The 17,098-nt window shown below is 64.7% G+C and carries 15 protein-coding genes and 1 pseudogene; 4 read left to right on the forward strand and 12 right to left on the reverse strand.

Going from position 1 to position 17,098, the window contains the following annotated elements:
* From AB4Z51_RS36180 to AB4Z51_RS36205, 6 genes are all read right to left on the reverse strand, one after another.
* Nucleotides 1-1,640 (reverse strand): feruloyl-CoA synthase (locus tag AB4Z51_RS36180; protein WP_441498994.1); only part of this gene is annotated, 1,640 nt, incomplete at its 3' end.
* Nucleotides 1,637-2,446, reverse strand: coding sequence for a crotonase/enoyl-CoA hydratase family protein (locus AB4Z51_RS36185; protein WP_071916743.1), 810 nt, complete (start codon nt 2,444-2,446; stop codon nt 1,637-1,639). The genes AB4Z51_RS36185 and AB4Z51_RS36180, both read right to left, overlap by 4 nt.
* A 252-nt stretch (nt 2,447-2,698) precedes the next feature.
* Entirely contained in the window at nt 2,699-3,160 is a 462-nt protein-coding gene (locus AB4Z51_RS36190) for a DUF3237 domain-containing protein (protein WP_441498995.1), read from the reverse strand.
* A 12-nt stretch (nt 3,161-3,172) separates the two neighbouring features.
* The gene (locus tag AB4Z51_RS36195; protein ID WP_071916741.1) at nt 3,173-4,492 is read right to left on the reverse strand and encodes a TRAP transporter large permease; all 1,320 of its coding nucleotides are present in this window, start codon (nt 4,490-4,492) and stop codon (nt 3,173-3,175) included.
* A 2-nt stretch (nt 4,493-4,494) separates the two neighbouring features.
* A complete protein-coding gene (locus AB4Z51_RS36200) occupies nt 4,495-5,004 on the reverse strand; it encodes a TRAP transporter small permease (RefSeq protein ID WP_014498282.1) in 510 nt (169 codons plus the stop codon).
* Between the two features lie 230 nt (nt 5,005-5,234).
* Nucleotides 5,235-6,251, reverse strand: coding sequence for a TRAP transporter substrate-binding protein (locus AB4Z51_RS36205; protein WP_441498996.1), 1,017 nt, complete (start codon nt 6,249-6,251; stop codon nt 5,235-5,237).
* Nucleotides 6,252-6,511: 260 nt separating this feature from the next.
* Between AB4Z51_RS36205 and pobA the strand changes: the two genes are divergently transcribed.
* Nucleotides 6,512-7,681 (forward strand): 4-hydroxybenzoate 3-monooxygenase, encoded by a 1,170-nt coding sequence (pobA, locus tag AB4Z51_RS36210; protein ID WP_441498997.1) that lies wholly within the window; start codon nt 6,512-6,514, stop codon nt 7,679-7,681.
* A 235-nt stretch (nt 7,682-7,916) separates the two neighbouring features.
* Nucleotides 7,917-8,336 (forward strand): PaaI family thioesterase, encoded by a 420-nt coding sequence (locus tag AB4Z51_RS36215; RefSeq protein WP_354175973.1) that lies wholly within the window; start codon nt 7,917-7,919, stop codon nt 8,334-8,336.
* Between the two features lie 37 nt (nt 8,337-8,373).
* Here AB4Z51_RS36215 and AB4Z51_RS36220 read toward each other — a convergent pair.
* A pseudogene (locus AB4Z51_RS36220) lies at nt 8,374-9,012 on the reverse strand (LysR family transcriptional regulator); the annotation flags it as partial.
* Nucleotides 9,013-9,133: 121 nt separating this feature from the next.
* On the opposite strand from AB4Z51_RS36220, the gene AB4Z51_RS36225 reads away from it, so the two are divergent.
* Nucleotides 9,134-9,769 (forward strand): pyridoxamine 5'-phosphate oxidase family protein, encoded by a 636-nt coding sequence (locus AB4Z51_RS36225; RefSeq protein ID WP_231143878.1) that lies wholly within the window; start codon nt 9,134-9,136, stop codon nt 9,767-9,769.
* 191 nt (nt 9,770-9,960) lie between these two features.
* On the opposite strand, the gene AB4Z51_RS36230 is transcribed toward AB4Z51_RS36225, so the two are convergent.
* Genes AB4Z51_RS36230 through AB4Z51_RS36240 form a run of 3 tightly spaced genes read right to left on the reverse strand, consistent with a single transcriptional unit; the run spans nt 9,961 to nt 13,504 of the window.
* Nucleotides 9,961-10,692, reverse strand: a complete 732-nt coding sequence (locus AB4Z51_RS36230) for an ABC transporter ATP-binding protein (protein WP_282519957.1) — start codon at nt 10,690-10,692, stop codon at nt 9,961-9,963.
* Complete coding sequence (locus AB4Z51_RS36235; RefSeq protein WP_441498998.1) at nt 10,689-12,458, reverse strand: branched-chain amino acid ABC transporter ATP-binding protein/permease; 1,770 nt, start codon at nt 12,456-12,458, stop codon at nt 10,689-10,691. The genes AB4Z51_RS36230 and AB4Z51_RS36235 overlap by 4 nt, the downstream gene beginning before the upstream one ends.
* Before the next feature lie 5 nt (nt 12,459-12,463).
* A complete protein-coding gene (locus tag AB4Z51_RS36240) occupies nt 12,464-13,504 on the reverse strand; it encodes a branched-chain amino acid ABC transporter permease (protein WP_441498999.1) in 1,041 nt (346 codons plus the stop codon).
* A gap of 176 nt (nt 13,505-13,680) precedes the next feature.
* Between AB4Z51_RS36240 and AB4Z51_RS36245 the strand changes: the two genes are divergently transcribed.
* On the forward strand, nt 13,681-14,202 hold the full coding sequence (locus AB4Z51_RS36245; protein WP_166345314.1) for a MarR family winged helix-turn-helix transcriptional regulator: 522 nt from the start codon (nt 13,681-13,683) through the stop codon (nt 14,200-14,202).
* A 195-nt stretch (nt 14,203-14,397) separates the two neighbouring features.
* On the opposite strand, the gene AB4Z51_RS36250 is transcribed toward AB4Z51_RS36245, so the two are convergent.
* Together AB4Z51_RS36250 and AB4Z51_RS36255 are read right to left on the reverse strand one after the other, a co-directional pair.
* Nucleotides 14,398-15,681 (reverse strand): glycerate kinase type-2 family protein, encoded by a 1,284-nt coding sequence (locus AB4Z51_RS36250; RefSeq protein ID WP_441499000.1) that lies wholly within the window; start codon nt 15,679-15,681, stop codon nt 14,398-14,400.
* Between the two features lie 183 nt (nt 15,682-15,864).
* Nucleotides 15,865-17,094, reverse strand: coding sequence for an ABC transporter substrate-binding protein (locus tag AB4Z51_RS36255; RefSeq protein ID WP_063980937.1), 1,230 nt, complete (start codon nt 17,092-17,094; stop codon nt 15,865-15,867).
* Between the last annotated feature and the right edge of the window lie 4 nt (nt 17,095-17,098).

Below are 17,098 nucleotides of genomic sequence, written 5' to 3' on the forward strand. Positions count from 1 at the left end.
GTGACGGTGAGATCGTCGGCCGGYAGCGTCGGGTTGATCAGCCGGCAGCCGTCGAGATCGAGCAGCACCAGCGCGGAGATTTCGTCGCGGTTGATGCCGGCGATGACGACGTCGCGCACCAGCGGCGCGCAGGCCGCGACGAAGCGCGCACGCAGCGGGCCGACACTGACCCAGGTGCCGCTGCCGAGCTTGAAGTCTTCGCTGACGCGGCCGTCGAAATCGAAGCCGGCGTTGAGGTCATCGGGATCGACKGGCTTGAGCGCGTYGCCCATCTTGTAGAATCCTTCCTCGTCGAAGGATTTTGCGGTGATGTCGGGCTGGCGCCAATAGCCGGGCATCACGTTCGGCCCCTTGGCGCGCACTTCCATCTTGCCGTTGTTCGGCACCAGCTTGGCGTCATTGCCCGACACGGGCAGCCCGACATGGCCGGAGCGGCTGGTGCGCGGATTGACCGACATGAAGAACGGCGCGGTCTCGGTGGCGCCAAGGCCCGTCAGCATCGGCACGCGGTAGCCCTTCTCCTTCACCGCGAGCTCGTCGAGGCTGTTCCAGACGAACGGCGACAGCGCGGCGCCCGAGAAGAACATCGCGTGCAGCCGGTCGAAGAATTTTGCGCGCAGGCCCTGGTCGTCGCGCAAATACGGCAGCAGCGATTCATAGCCCTTGGGCACGTTGAAATAGACCGTCGGCGAAATCTCCTGGAGATTGCGCACGGTCTCCTCGATGCCGCCCGGCACCGGCTTGCCGGCGTCGAGATACATCGAGCCGCCATTGTAGAGCGTCAGCCCGATATTGTGGTTGCCGCCAAAGGTGTGATTCCAGGGCAGCCAGTCGATGATGACCGGGGGCTCGTCCTTGAGGAAGGCGAGCGTCTCGCGCAGCATCACCTGGTTGGCGCAGATCATGCGCTGGGTGTTGATGACGGCCTTGGGATTGCCGGTCGAGCCCGACGTCAGCAAGAACTTTGCGATCGTGTCGGGGCCGATTTTGTCGTGTATCGCGTCGAGATCGCTGCGAAGCGGCGTCGCCATGAGGTCGGCGAGCAGGGTGACGTCGCGATCGGGCACGCTGCCCCAGGACGCGGCGATCTCGGTGCCGAGCGAGACGTTGGCGGCGAGCGCATTCGCGAATTTGTCGGCGTCCTCGGCGAAAACGAGGCCGGGCGTCAACAGCTTCATCAGGTAAGACAGCTTGCCGTAATCCTTCGACACCAGCGAATAGGCCGGCGACACCGGGCAGAACGGAATTCCGGCATAGAACGCGCCGAACGCGAGCAGCGCGTGGTCGATCGAATTGCCTGACAGGATGACGACCGGCCGCTCCGCCGACAGGCCGCGCGCAATCAGGCCGGAGGCAATGTGCCGGCTGGCGGCGAGCAGCTCGGCGTAAGTGATCTTGCGCCAGCCGCGGCCGCCTTCGCGCTCGGCCATGAAGACGCGGTCCGGCGTCGTCGTCGCCCAATGATGCAGGCGGTCGGTGAGGCGGACCGGATAGTCGCCGAGCGGCTGCTTTGGCCGCAGGTAAATCGTGCCGTCGTCGCGCCGCTCGATGTTGACGACGGGATCGCCGAACGAAATGGGCCGCAGCGGGGAAGTGCTCGCGCCGCGCTCCATGCTGGAAGAGGACGGCTGTCCGCTCATGACTTCGGCTTCACCTTTGCGGTCTTGTGTTCGAGGAATTCGCGGATCCTGCGTTTTGCCTCTTTGTCGCTCTGCGCAACTGTTGCCATCAGCGATTCCATCAGCAGACCGGCCTGCGGATTGGCCTCCGCGATCATCGGCAGCGCCTGGAGCACGGCGAAGTTCGTCAGCGGCGCGTTGGAGGCGACCTTGGTCGCAAGCTCCAGCGCCTTGCCGAGCCCGTTGCCGGCCTCCGTCACATATTGCGTAAAGCCGTAGGAGGCGCCTTCGGTCGCGCTGTAGACGCGGCCGGTCAGCATCATGTCCATCATCCTGGCAACGCCGATCAGCCGYGGCAGCCGCACCGAGCCGCCGCCGCCGACGAAGATGCCGCGCTGCCCTTCCGGCAGGGCGAAATAGGTCGAGGGCTCGGCGACGCGGATATGGGCGGCGCAGGCGAGCTCCAACCCGCCGCCGATCACGGCGCCCCGGAGTGCGGCGATCACGGGCACGCGGCTGTACTGGATGCGGTCGAACACACGGTGCCACATCTGGGAATGGAGGAGGCCGCCGGTCGCATCGTGGTCCTGAAGTTCGGAGAGGTCGAGGCCGGAGGAGAAATGATCGCCGATGCCGTGGATGACGACCGCGCCGATATCCTCGGGCAGGGAGGCAAAGCACTCGCCGATTTCGAGGATAATGCCGTCATTGAGCGCATTGCGCTTGGCCGGCCGGTTCAGGCCCACGGTCAGAACCCGGTCCGCCCGCTCGATCCTCAAAAGCCCGGAGGCGCCCGCGTTAGCGGTCTCGGCGTTTCCCTGTGTCATTTGCGTCCTTGTCAGAATAGTTATGTTGTATAACGAATTCTGGGGGAGTCAAGGAGGGCGGGAGGATATCACCCCTGGCGGGGATTGAATTGCCTGGGTCTCATCCGGCGGTCAGGGGTCTCTACGGTCCTGCAATACGCTGCTGTTGCCGCACCCTCCGTCATTGCGAGCGCAGCGAAGCAATCCAGAGTCTCTCCGCGGAAAGATGCTGGATTGCTTCGCTGCGCTCGCAATGACGAGGTGGCAGCTTTCTCACAGCACCTGATGCACGTCGATCACCACGCGGTCCGCATGGCGTGCGGCTGAGCCGACAAAAATGTACTGCATCAGCCAGCGATATTTTTCGTGCCCCGTCTCGAACTTCGGGACCGTGCGGAAATAGATCAGCTTCGGATCGACCGGCTCACCGCGCTTGAGCTTTTGCAGCAGCTCGACCGGGCCGAAGCGCATGCCCTTGTTCTCGACGTAGACGATAGCGCCGTCATCCGTCTCGAAGGCGTATTTCGCTTCGAGATCGATCAGCTCGTTGGGACGGATGGTCTGGAAGTCGGCGCCGAACGGCAGCACCTTGCCGGTGATCGCGCCCGTGACCTCGCCGCCGATAATCGGGATGATGCGGCGGACCCCAATGCCGGTCTCGCCGGCGGTGACGACGTCGCCGATCTTTGCGGTGACGGTGAAGACGTATTTGGTCTCGAGCGCCGGTGTGGTCATCGTTTCACCTCGTCAGTGCGCCATCATCCGTGTCGGCAGCCAGGTCGCCAGCAGCGGGAACGCGATCAAAATCACCAGCCGCACCAGATCCGTCGCCACGAACGGGATCACGCCCTTGAAGATGGTGGAGAAGGAAACGTCCTTCACCACGCTCTTGATGACAAAGACGTTCATCCCGACCGGCGGATGGATCAGGCCGAGCTCGACGGTCATCACGATGATGACGCCGAACCAGATCGGGTCAAACCCGAGATGCGTGATGACGGGAAAAATGATCGGCACGGTGAGGATGATCATCGCCATGGCGTCCATCAGGCAGCCGAGCACGAGATACATCACCATGATCAGCGCCAGCACGCCGTAGGGGCCGAGGCCGAGACCGGTGAGGAATTCGGTGACCTTCTGCGGCGTCTGCGTCACCGTGAGGAAATAGCCGAAGATCAGCGCGCCGATCAGCACGGTGAACACGGCGGCTGCGGTGCGCGTCGCCTGCAGCAGCGAGGCCAAAATCTTCTCGCGGTCGAGCCGCCCGGTGACAACGCCGATGATGAAGGCGCCCGCGGCGCCGACGCCGCCGGCTTCGGTCGGCGTGAAGCGCGGCAGGAACGGCAGGCCGTAGAGGCCGCCGATGACGAAGACGAACAGCAAGACCGGCGCCCAGATGTCCTTCAGGCCCGCGAAGCGCTCGCGCCACGGCAGCACCTTGCCCTTGGGCAGGAAGTCCGGGCGGAAATGACCGATCAGGAAGATCGTGATCATGTACATGGTCATTGCCAGCAGGCCCGGAATGATGCCGGCGATGAAAAGCTTTCCGATGTCCTGCTCGGTGATGATGCCGTAGACCGCGAGCACGGTGGACGGCGGCAGCATCGCGCCCAGCGTGCCGCCGGCGGCGATCACGCCGGTGGCGAACGACTGCGGATAGCCGAAGCGGCGCATCTCGGGGTAGGCGACGGCGGAGAAGGTCGCGGCGGTCGCGACGGAGGAGCCGCAGATCGCGGCAAAGCCGCCGCAGGCGCCGACGGTGGCGATGCCGAGCCCGCCGCGCAGATGCCCGACGAAACCGTTGGCGGCGCGGAACAGCTCGCGGCTCATGCCGGAATTGCTGACGAAGGAGCCCATCAGCAGGAACATCGGGATGACGCCGAACGTGTAGTCGGTGACCGTGCGCATCGAGGTCTGGCCGACCAGCTTCAGCGCCGCAGTGCCGTTGACGAGATAGGCGAAGCCGGTCACGCCGACGAGGCCCATGGCCATGCCGACGGGCACGCGCAGCAGCATCAGGACGAACAGGGAAACGAAGCCGATTAAGGCGACGGCATCGGTGCTCATGATTACTCCGTCGCCTTCAATTTGGGATCGTGCATGTCTTCGGGATGGAAGATCAGGCGGTAGGTGCGGATCGCGATCAGCAGCACGGCCGCGGCATCACCGATCCACGCGACCGCGAAGAACGGCCAGGTCGGCATGTGCATGTCGAAGGTCTGGACGTTGTCGTTGTAGGTGCCGCGCACCTTGTCGAACAGCGTCCAGGTCTGCACGGTGACGACGAACAGCAGCACCAGCGTTGCGAACACGTCGATCCAGCGCTGGTAGCGCGGCCCGACATTGCCCCAGACGAGGTCGACCGTGATGTGCGTGCCGCGATAGGACGTCGCCGCGATGCCCCAGAAAATGAGGATGCCGAGCAGCATGCGGCCGATATCGAACGAATCGGGGATCGAGTAATTCAGTGTGTTGCGCAGCAGCACCGACAGGAAGATGTCGAGCGCGACGATGCCGACGAAGCCGGCCGCGATCCATTCGATCGTGTCGATGATGCGGTCCATCCAGGAGCGCTTCATGGGAGTTTCCTGTGTGATGTCATTCCTATTCTCGCCCCGGCTGCGGCTCTTCGCCTCTCCCCGCGTGCGGGGAGAGGCCGCATCGCATCGGAGATGCGATGCGGGTGAGGGGGAGTCTCCGCGAGTCCGTCTGTCACCGTCTCTGCGGAAGCAGCCCCTCACCCCAACCCTCCCCCCGTAAGAACGGGGAGAGGGGGAAGAAGAGAGCCGGCCGCGGCCGCAGCTTGGCGCTACTCCGCCAGCGCGTTGTACTTCTTCAGCGACGCCTTCAGCTCACTAAGCGCCGCGTCCGGATCGGCGCCGGCCTTCTTGGCGCCGTCGCCCCAGGTCTTGACCAAGGGATCGGCGGCTTTCTTCCAGGCGGCGGTCTGTTCCGGCGTCAGTTTGTAGACCTCGTGGCCGGCTTCCGCCTTGACCTTGTCGATGCCGGCGTCCTCGAACTTGCCCCAGTGCTCGCCGACCACGCCGGCCATCTCGGTCGAGCAGTTCTTGTCGATCGCGGCCTTCTGCTTGTCGGACATCGCGTTGTACTTGTCCTTGTTGATCACGAACACGAAGGYCGTGGTGTAGAGCGGCGCCTCCATGTCGTACTTGGTCACCTTGTCGATGCCGAACAGCACCAGCGAGCCCCAGGGGAAGGTGACGCCGTCGGCAACGCCGCGCTCGATGATGTCGCGGACCTCAGGCGCAGAGGATTGCACATTGGTGCCGCCGAGCGAGGTGACAAAATTCGCCATGGTGGCGTGCGCGGGACGGATCTTCAGGCCCTTCACGTCCTCCGGCATCACGATCTTCTTCGTCTTGGAATGGAACGACGAAGGCGAGTGGACGAAGGCGAGGCAGTATTTGACGTCCTTCATCTCCTTCTCGGCATATTTGCGGTACCAGGCGTCCAGGCCCATCGAGCCGCCCTTGGCGTCCGAGATCAGGAACGGCAATTCGCCGGCGCCGACGATCGGGAAGCGGCCGGGCTGATAGCCGGGATTGACGTAGGTGACGTCGGCGATGCCGTCGCGTGCCATGTCGTAATGGTCAAACGCCTTGCCGAGCTGCTGGGCGGGAAACACCCTGCCCGTGATGGTGCCGCCGGAATCCTTATTCACCGCGGCCAGCCAGTCTTCCAGGGACTTCTGCAGCGGATGCGAGGCCGGCACCCAGTGCGAGATCTTCAAATCGAAGGTCTTGTCCTGCGCGAACGCGGGGCTCACGCTTGCTGCCAGCAGCAACGCCAGACAGGCTTTCCTCATCGGTCGTCTCTCCCTGTTTCGACGGCGGGCTTCGATGGCCCGGTCTCATTAATTAACATGTTATCTAATTTGTCGGCGCGTTCAAGCCGGAACTGGCGCGGCGCGCCGCCGCGTCATCTACGTCAGCCATGTTGCATGGATTTGTCGCTGCTCGGGCGCACTCCCCTTTTGCCCAACGATTATATGATATAATTATCTTGCGCGGACCGACGCGACAAGCGAGCCGCGGCGAAAACCTACAGGATCGGGAGGAGCAAGTATTGCGGACAAAAGTCGCAATCATCGGGGCCGGGCCGGCCGGATTGTTGCTTGGGCAACTGCTGCACCAATACGGCATCGACAATGTGATTCTGGAGCGGCAGAGCCCGGACTACGTGCTCGGCCGCATCCGTGCCGGCCTCCTGGAGGAGGGAACCGTCGCGCTGCTCGACCGGATCGGCGCCAGCGCGCGGGCGCATGCCGAAGGCCTGGTGCATGAAGGCATCGAGCTCGCCTTTTCCGGGCGCCGTCACCGCATCGACATGAAGGCCGCGACCGGCAAGACGGTCATGATCTATGGCCAGACCGAGGTCACGCTCGACCTGATGAATGCGCGCAAGGCCGCGGGTCTCACCTCGGTCTACGAGGCCAAGGACGTGCAGCCGCACGATTTCGACGGCAGTCGGCCGCGCGTCACCTATGTCAAGGCCGGGGTCACCCACACGATCGATTGCGACTTCATCGCCGGCTGCGATGGCTTTCACGGCGTCAGCCGCGCCAGCGTCCCGGCCACGGCGATTGAGGAGTTCGAGCGGATCTACCCGTTCGGCTGGCTCGGCATCCTCTCGGAGACGCCCCCTGTCAGCCACGAGCTGATCTATTCCAACCATGCCCGCGGCTTTGCGTTGTGCACCATGCGCTCGACCAAGCGCAGCCGCTACTACGTGCAGTGCGCGCTCGACGACCATGTCGACCAATGGYCGGACGACCGCTTCTGGGACGAATTGAAGCGCCGGCTCGACCAGGAGGCGGCCGACAGTCTGGTCACGGGCCCCTCGATCGAGAAGAGCATTGCGCCGCTGCGCAGCTTCGTCGCCGAGCCGATGCGGTTCGGCAGGATGTTCCTGTGCGGCGACGCCGCCCACATCGTGCCGCCGACCGGCGCGAAGGGGCTGAACTTAGCTGCCAGCGATGCGCATTATCTGTCGAACGCACTCCGCGAATTCTACGACGAGAAATCCAACGCTGGCATCGATGCCTATTCCGCCACGGCGCTGGCGCGGGTCTGGAAAGCGGTGCGCTTCTCCTGGTGGATGACCTCGATGCTGCACAAATTCCCCGACACCGGCACCATCGGCGGGCGCATCCAGCTCGCCGAGCTCGACTACGTCACGCAGTCGCAGGCCGCGATGACGTCGCTGTCGGAGAACTATGTGGGGCTGCCGTTTTGACAATAGCTGTCATGCCCCGCGGAGGCGGGGCATCCAGTACGCCGCGGCTTCTCCGTATCACGTCACCGTCTCTGGGATACTGGATCACCCGCTTTCGCGGGTGATGACAATCTTCGTGAGGTAACGAAGGAGGTCATTTCAAACACCCGCGCAAATTCCGTTTAAAACTTTGTAGGCGGTGAAACCGTCATCCACATCGCATTCAATGGCGCCAGCCAGCAACGCGAGACACGCTATGACCGACACCGACATCCCCGACGGCTTCGAGCCGCTTTCCCGCAAGAGTCCGCTCACCGAGCCGTGGGAGCCGCTCTACGCGAAAAAAACCGACAAGGCCGTGATCATCGGCCTACGTCTCGCCAGGCCGCACACCAACGGCCGCGGCCTGATCCATGGCGGCCTCATCGCCGCACTCGCGGACAACGCCATGGGCTATAGCTGCGCGCAGATGACGAACTGGACCACCTCGTTCGTCACGATCTCGCTCACGGTCGATTTCGTCGGCTCCGCCGAGATCGGCCAGTGGCTTGCGATCGAGAGCGACGTGATCAGGACCGGCAAGACGATCTGTTTCGCGCAGAGTCTCGCAAAGGCCGACGACGCCGTGATTGCGCGCGCGAGCGGGACGTTCCGCGTGGTGCCGAAGAAGGGGTGAGCCCCCGCCCTTTCCGTCGTCATGCCCGGGCTTGTCCCGGGCTCGGCGTCCACTCGATATCGCGGCCGTCCTGCACGAAGTGCCAATTGGCGTAGGGGCCGAACGCGATGGTCTGGTGCGCGAGCAATTCCTGTGGCGTCTTCGGCTCGCCGTGGCGCTTCAGGTAGCCCGGCGTCGCCACCGTGATCCGCCGCATCTCGCCGACCTGGCGTGCGACCAGCGAAGAATCGGCGAGATGGCCGATCCGCACCGCGGCATCGACCGCGTCCTCGACGAGATTGACGAGGTTGTCCGAGAGCCTGAGCTCGGCCGTGACCTCCGGATAGCGCTTGAGATAATCGGTCATGACCGGCGAGACATGCAGCCGCCCGAAGCCGAGGGGCGCCGACACCACCAGACGGCCGCTCGGCCGGTTGCGCTCCTCGCGCGCGGAGCCGTCGGCCTCCTCGACATCGGCGAGGATGCGCCGCGCGCGCTCCAGATAGCGCGTGCCGACATCGGTCAATCTCACCTGCCGGGTGGTGCGCTGCAGCAGCCGCGCGCCGAGATGCTCCTCCAACGCCGCGATCAGCCGCGTCACGGCCGATGGCGACAGCTGCAGCTTGCGCGCCGCCGGCGCAAAGCCGCGCAGATCGGCGACGGTGACGAAGACGTGCATGGCTTCGAGGCGGTCCATGGTATTATTGCATATATCGCAATGATGAAGTGTCAAGTGGCCAGATTGTTTTACCCGCCGGAAGGTCCACCTTAGACAGCGAAAGACGCAGGGATGCGCCGGGATTTCAGGAGATGTTCCGATGACGGCAACTCACACCTACGCCAGCGACGTGGCGTTCACGCCGGCGGTGAAATCGATCCAGACACGAAAGGGATCACGCGAAGGCTATGCTCATGCCGAGCAGCGCGGATGGCGCACCGAGGTCGACGAGAACCTTGCGGCGTTCCTGGCTGACGCCAACAGCTTTTATTTCGCGACCGCGTCGGGCGATGGCCAGCCCTACATCCAGCACCGCGGCGGCCCCAAGGGGTTTTTGAAGGTGCTGGACAAGCAGACGCTGGCTTTCACGGACTACGCCGGCAACCGGCAATACATCACGCAGGGAAACCTGTCCGAGAATCCCAAGGCCTATATTTTCGTGATGGACTACGCCCATCGCCGCCGCGTCAAGATCTGGGGCGAGGCGCGCGTCGTCGAGGACGACGAGGCGCTGACGACGTCGCTGATGCCCAAGGGGTACCGCGCGCGCCCTGAGCAGGTGATCCTGTTCAAGATCGCAGCGTGGGACACCAACTGCCCGCAGCACATTCCGCAGAAGTTCGATGCGCCGGATGTCGCGGCAGCGCTGGCGGCGAGGGACCAGCGGATCGCGGAGCTGGAAGCGGAGGTCGCGGCGTTGAAGGGAAAAGCGAGTCTGCCTTCAAGCGAAAGCTAGCGCAGCTCGCACGGTACACCCTCTCCCCCTGCGGGAGAGGGTGGCTCGCGGCGTAGCCGCGAGACGGGTGAGGGGTGTCTTTCCGCAGGCGATGGTCCCACGTCGTCATTCGTGGAGAGAACCCCTCATCCGGCGCGCTTACGCGCGCCACTTTCTCCAACGAGGGAGAAGGAAGAGGAGCCAGCCAGAAATTAGATCACGCTCGCGCCTTCGTGCTGGAAGCCGAGATAGCTGGCCGCGACCCGCTCGTTCGCCGCGATGTCGCTGGCCTTGCCGCTGAGCACGAACTCGCCGAGCTCCATGACATAGGCCTGGTCGGCGATCTTCAGCGCGGCCTGTGCGTTCTGCTCGACCAGCAGCACGGAGACGCCGCTGGCGCGGAGCTCGGTGACGATGCGGAAGATGTCGGCGACGATGATCGGGGCGAGGCCGAGGCTTGGCTCGTCCAGCATCAAGAGCTTCGGCTCGCCCATCAGCGCGCGGCCCATCGCGAGCATCTGCTGCTCGCCGCCGGAGAGGGTGCCCGCGAGCTGCTTGCGCCGCTCCTTCAGCCGCGGAAACAGCGTGTAGACGCGCTCCATCGAGGCTTTCGCCTTGCTGCGCTCGATGCGGAAGGCCCCGAGCTCGAGATTGTCCTCGACATTCATGGTCACGAACAATTCGCGGTGCTCGGGGACGAGGCCGAGCCCCATCGCGACGCGGTCCTCGATGTCGAGCCGTGACAGATCCTGCCCGGCGAAGGCGACACGGCCTTTGAGCGGCAAAATGCCCATGATGGCGGAGAGCAGTGTGGTCTTGCCGGCGCCATTGGCCCCGACGATGGTGACGATCTGGTTGGCGCCGACCTCGAGCGAGACCGAACGCACGGCCTCGACCTTGCCATAGGCGACATGTGCGTCGGCGACGGACAACAGCGCGCTCATGCCGCCACTCCGAGATAGGCCTTGATCACTTCGGGATTGGTCTTGATCGTGGCGGGCGTGCCTTCCGCGATCTTGGTGCCGAAATCGAGCACCACGATGCGGTCGGCGAGGTTCATCACGAAGCCCATGTCGTGCTCGACAAGAAGCACGCTCATGCCTCCGTCGCGCAATTCGCGCAGCAGCGCGGCAAGGCGCTGCTTCTCCATGTGGCGCAGGCCGGCGGCCGGCTCGTCGAGCAGCAGCAGCATCGGATCGACGCACAGCGCACGCGCGATCTCGACGATGCGCTGCTGGCCGAGCGAGAGCGAGCCTGCGAGCTGATGCATCTGCTCGGCGAGGCCCACGCGCTCGATCTGGCGGGCGGCCTCCGCGAGCAGCTTCGCTTCATCGGCGCGGTCGAGCCGCAGCATCGAGGAGATCGGTCCGGAATGGCCGCGCAGATGCGCGCCGATCGCGACGTTCTCCAGCACGGTCATATCAGGGACGAGCTTCACATGCTGGAAGGTGCGGGAGATGCCGAGCTTGACGATCTCCTGCGGAGGCGCCCTGTCGACCTTCTTGCCGAGCACCGAGATCGAGCCTGAGGTCGCCGACAGCACGCCGGTGATCAGGTTGAATGTCGTGCTCTTGCCGGCGCCGTTCGGTCCGATCAACGCGACGATCTCTTTCGCCTGCACGTCGAAGGAGACGTTGTTGACCGCAATCACGCCACCGAACTGCTTTCGTGCCTTCTCGACCTGGAGCAGGACGCCGGACTGGCCGGATGCGCGGGTGCGCTGCTCCAGTTTCAGCGAGGTGTCTGGCTTCCTGCCGCGGGTAGGCTCGGGCAGGAACGACATCAGCCAGGGCCAGACGCCGCCGGGCGCAAGCTGGAGCAGCGCCACCAGCAGGATGCCGAAAACGATGGTCTCGACCTGCCCGGAGCCGGGCAGGATCAGCGGCAAATAGCTTTGCAGCACCTCCTTCAGGACCACGACGATCGCCGCGCCCAGCACGCCGCCCCAGACATAGCCGGCGCCGCCGACCACCGCGATGAAGAGATATTCGATGCCGGCCTGCGCGCCGAACGGCGTCGGGTTCACGGCGCGCTGGAGATGCGCGTAGAGCCAGCCGGAGAGGCCGGCGAGCACCGCGGCGTGGATGAACACCAGGAGCTTTGCGCGCGGCGTGTGCACGCCGAACGCTTCGGCCGCGACGTGTCCGCGGCGCAGCGCGCGGATGGCGCGGCCGGTGCGGGAATCTAGCAGGTTCATCGTGAGCAGGGCCGAGAGGATCACGGCAACCCAGATCGCGTAATAGATCGAGCCGGGCGAGAGCATCTTGAACGAGCCGATCGACAGGGGCGGGATCGCCGAGATGCCGTCGTTTCTCCCCAGGAACTCCAGCTTGCTGAAGAGATAGAACAGGCCCAGCCCCCAGGCGAGCGTGCCGAGCGGCAGATAGTGCCCGGAGAGACGGACGGTCACCAGCCCGAGCAGCACCGCCAACGATCCGCTGACCAGCAGCGACAGCGGCAAGGTCAGCCACGGCGACAGGCCATAGGCCGTCGACAGCACCGCGGTGGTGTAGGCGCCGAAGCCGACGAAGGCCGCCTGGCCAAACGAGGTCAGGCCGCCGACGCCGGTGAGCAGCACGAGGCCCATCGCGACGAGGGCGGCAAGGCCGATATTGTCGAGCAGCACGATCCAGAACGGCGGCATGCCCGGGAGATGCGGGATCGCCGCCATGAGAAGCGCGAAGACGAGGATGGGAAGCCGGCTCTGCATGCGCGTCAGTCCTTCTCTTCCTCGACCGCGGGCGCGGCGAGCGAGCGCAGCAGCAGCACGGGGATCAGCAGCATGAAGACGATCACTTCCTTGTAGTTGGAGGCGTAGAAGGACGAGAACGCCTCGACGATGCCGACGACCAGCGCCGCGACGGCGGTGAGGGGGTAGCTGACGAGGCCGCCGATGATCGCGGCGACAAAGCCTTTCAGGCCGATCAGGAAGCCGGAGTCGTAATAGAGCGTCGTGATCGGCACGATCATGATGCCCGACAGCGCGCCGATGACGGACGCCAGCAGGAAGGCGATCTGACCGGACAGCGTGGTGCGGATGCCGGCAAGGCGGGCGCCGAGCCGGTTCACGGCGGTCGCGCGCAGCGCCTTGCCGTAGAGCGTCAGCCCGAAGAACAGCCAGAGCCCGACGATGAAGGCGATGGTGATGCCGTAGACGGTAATGCTCTGGCCGGTGAAGCGCAGCGCGCCGGCGGTGAAGGAGCCTGATAGCACGGCGGGTCCGCGCTGGCCTTCGGCGCCGAAGAACAGCAGCCCCAGTCCCTGGAGCGCGAGGTGGACACCCACCGATGCGATCAGCAGCACCAGCACGGAGGTGTGCGCCAGCGGCTGGAACGCGATGCGGTAGAGATAGAGGCCGATCATCGCCACGATCACCAGCGACAGCGCGATGCACACCGCCACCGGCGGCTTCTGGGCGGCGAAGTAGACGGTCAGCGCCAGCACGATGGCCGGCAGCACGACGTTGGTGACGAGGCTGCGCGCGATCAGGCGGCCGTGCAGCGCCTTGCGCGCCGCGAACAGGTCGAACACGAACGCGCCGATGCCCAGCGCCAGCGCGAGCTTTGCCGTGCCCGGCATCTGGCCCGCGGCCAGCGAGGCATAGGTCAGCGCGCCGTAGGTGACGAATTCGCCCTGGGGAATGAGGATGACGCGCGTGACGGCGAACACCAGCACCAGCGCCAGGCCGAGCAGCGCATAGATCGCGCCATTGGTGATGCCGTCCTGTACCAGGAACAGCATGATGGTGGTATTCAAGACCGGACGCTCCCCCTCAAAGATCGGGACCGGGCTCCGCAATTGCGGTGGACGGTCCGCTCACAGCCATTGAAACGCTGACGATATTTGATATGGTCCATAACAATTATCAAATATAACTTCAAGGGTGGGCGGACGACCCGCCCCGAATTTAGCGGGATCACGAGCACGAGGCGATGACCGTTTCCAAAGCCGCTGAAAAGTCTTCTGAAAAGCCCGGCGACGCGGCCAAGGGCCGCAAGGACGCGGCCGAGGCGCAGCCTGAAGCCCTCCAGCTTGGTGAGCTCTCCGAGCAGCTCGGCTACGTGCTGAAGCGGGCGCAGCTCAAGGTGTTCGAGAACTTTTTACGCTGCATGGCCTCGCTCCAGCTCACGCCGGCGCAGTTCTCCGTGCTGCTGCTGGTCGAGAAGAATCCGGGCCGCAACCAGACCGAGATCGCCTCGACCCTCGGCATCCTGCGCCCAAACTTCGTGGCGATGCTCGACAATCTGGAGAGCCGCGACCTTTGCGCGCGGATCCGCTCCACCAACGACCGCCGCTCGCACATCCTGGTGTTGACCGACAAGGGCAAGGCCGTGCTGACCCGGGCGAAAAAGCTCGTCGCCACCAAGCACGAGTCCCGGCTGAACGAGCTGCTCGGGCAGGCCAACCGCGAAGCCCTGATCGGGATGCTCTCGAAGATCGCGAACGAGTTTTGAGGCCCGGCTGTCATCGCCCGGCTTGACCGGGCGATCCAGTACTCCGAGGCGTTTGTGATCGAGCCGATAGGCCGCGGCGTACTGGATTCCCCGCCTGCCGCCTACGCTAAAGCTTCGGCGCCCCTGGACCTCAACCCCGGCGAAGCCTTGGCGTAGCCGGGTCGCGGGGAATGACAGCGAGACCTGGGAGGCGCCTCAATCCACCAAAATCACCCTGATATCGTTCACGTTCGTCAGCGTCGGTCCCGGCATCAGCAGATCGCCGGTCGCCTCGAAGAACGTCGTCGCGTCGTTGTTGTCCAGATACGCCTGCGGCTGAAGCGCCAGCGCCTTCATCTTCGCGAACGTCGCAGCATCAATCAGCGCGCCGGCGGGATCGGTGGGATGGCCGGCGCCRCCATCGGCGCCGTCGGTGTCGCCGGCGAGAGCGGAGATGTCAGGCGTGTCCTTCAGCAGGCCGGCGAGCGCCAGCGCGTATTCCTGGTTGGGGCCGCCGCGCCCATTGCCGCGCACGGTAACGGTGAGTTCGCCACCGGAGAGGATCGCAAGGCGCTTGCCTTGCGCGCGTGCTTCAAGCGCGAGCCTGGCGTGATCGGCGGCGACCTCGCGGGCCTCGCCTTCGAGATCGGCGCCGAGATCGATGGTCTCGTAGCCGGCTTCCTTGGCGAGCTTCACCGCGGCGTCGAGCGATTGCTTGGGCCGCGCGATCAGCTCGAAATGCGCGCGCGCGAAGGCGGCATCACCCGGCTTGCAGCTTTCGTTGGCGGGATCGTCGAGCGCGCGGCGGACGGCGTCGTCGATGGCGAGCTTGTACTTCGCGACGATCGCGCGCGCATCCGCCAGCGTGGTCGGATCGGGCACGGTGGGGCCGGAAGCAATGGCGGACGGATCGTCGTGCGGCACGTCGGAAATCGCCAGCGTCACGATCTCGGCGGCATTCTTGCCGGCGCGCGCCAGCCGGCCGCCCTTGATCCGCGACAAATGTTTCCTGACCGTGTTCATCTCGCCGATCGGCGCGCCCGAGCGGAGCAGCGCCTTGTTGACCGCCTGCTTCTGCGCGAAGCTGATGCCGTCCGCCGGGGCGATCCAGTTCGCCGAGCCGCCGCCGGTGAGCAGCACCAGCAGCAGATCGTCGGGCCCGGCCTCGCCAGCGAGCGCGAGCGTATCGGCGGCGCCCTTCAGGCCGGCTTCATCGGGAACGGGATGGCCGGCCTCGACCACGCGGATGCGGCGCGTCGGCACGCCGTAGCCGTGGCGCGTGGTGGCGATGCCGACGAGGCGCTCCGGCGCGAGCTTGAGCGTGTCGAGATAGTGCCGCTCGGCTGCCGCGGCCATCGCAGCCGCGCCCTTGCCGGCGGCGAGGCAGATCACGCGCCCTTTCGGCGCGGGCCGCAGATGCGGCGCCAGAATCGAGCTGGGATGGGCGGCGGCAACGGCGGCGTCGTAGAGCGCGCGGAGCAGGGGACGTCGGTCGGTCATGGCGAAGGCCTTCAGCGAACTGAAATGATGGCGACAAAATCGCCGGCTCCCTGCCTACCGCATCGGGCGCCAAAGCGTAAGCAGGCTTTACCATCATTCGATTGTGCAATCGCGTGATCATAATCCGCGCGCAAGCAAAAGCCCCCTGCGATGGCTGCGCAGGGGGCTCTCTGTCGTTTGGGGTTAGCCGCCGACGTCGGCGCTGATCACGTCTCCGAACAGCTCCCACTTCTCGCCCTTGAACTTCTCGAGTTGAAGCTGGCTGATCGGCGCGAAATCGGTCGGCGAGGTGTTGACCTTCACGCCCGGCAGCAGCGCCTCGGTGCGGAAGTCCTTCACGTTCGCCGCCTGCTTCATGATGTTCTCGCGCGTGAGATTGTCACCGCACTGCTTCAAGACCTGGACCAGTGTCTGCGCCACGGCATAGCCGACGATCGTGCCCTTATCGAGCTTGTCGCCCTCGGGGAAGTATTTGGTCATGAACGCCAGAAACTCCTTCATGCCGGGATCGTTGTTCCACGCGGGATCCGACACGTCCTTGAGATAGTCGGCCGAGATGATGTCCTGACCGTTCTCGAAGCCGGCCGGCTTCATCACGCTGCCGACGGAGGCCGAGACGTTGTTGAGGAAGTGCAGCGGCTTCCAGCCGATCTCGGCATTCTTCTTGATCGCTTGCGCGGCGAATTTCGGCGTCGTGATGTTCATGAAGACGTCGGCGCCGGTCGACTTCAGCTTGACGATGTGATTGTCGATGGTCGGCTCGGAGGTCTCGTAGCTCTCTTCGATGACGATCATCGAGGCGGCCTTGGACCCTAAGCCGTCCTTGAGGCCCTTGAGGTAGTCCTTGCCGTAATCGTCGTTCTGGTAAAGCACCGCGATCTTGGCGTCCGGCTTGTTCTTGAGCAGCCACTTCGCATAGATCTGCGTCTCGCTCTGGTAATTGGGCTGCCAGCCCATCGTCCAGGGGAAGTTCTGCGGATCGTTCCACTTGGTGGCGCCGGTCGCGACGAACAGCTGCGGCACCTTCTTCGAGTTCATGTATTTGTGGATCGCCGAGTTCGGCGGCGTGCCGAGCGAGTTGAAGATGAACAGCACCTCGTCGCTCTCGACCAGCTTGCGGGCCTGCTCCACCGTCTTCGGCGGCGAGTAGGCGTCGTCATAGGAGATGTAATTGATCTTGCGGCCGTTGATGCCGCCCTCGTCGTTGATCTTCTTGAAATAGGCGGCTTCGGTCCGCCCGATGATGCCGTAGGCGGAAGCCGGTCCGCTGTAGGGCATGATGTTGCCGATCTTGATTTCGGTGTCGGTCGCGCCGGTATCGTATTTCTTCTGGGCCGATGCAGTGGAGGCCGAGGCCGCAATGAGCGCAAGCGCCAGTGACGCGGCCGCAAGTTTGCCGGTGACAGCGGGCATTCCT

Source organism: Bradyrhizobium sp. 2TAF36 (genome assembly GCF_052114925.1).
Classification (GTDB): domain Bacteria; phylum Pseudomonadota; class Alphaproteobacteria; order Rhizobiales; family Xanthobacteraceae; genus Bradyrhizobium; species Bradyrhizobium barranii.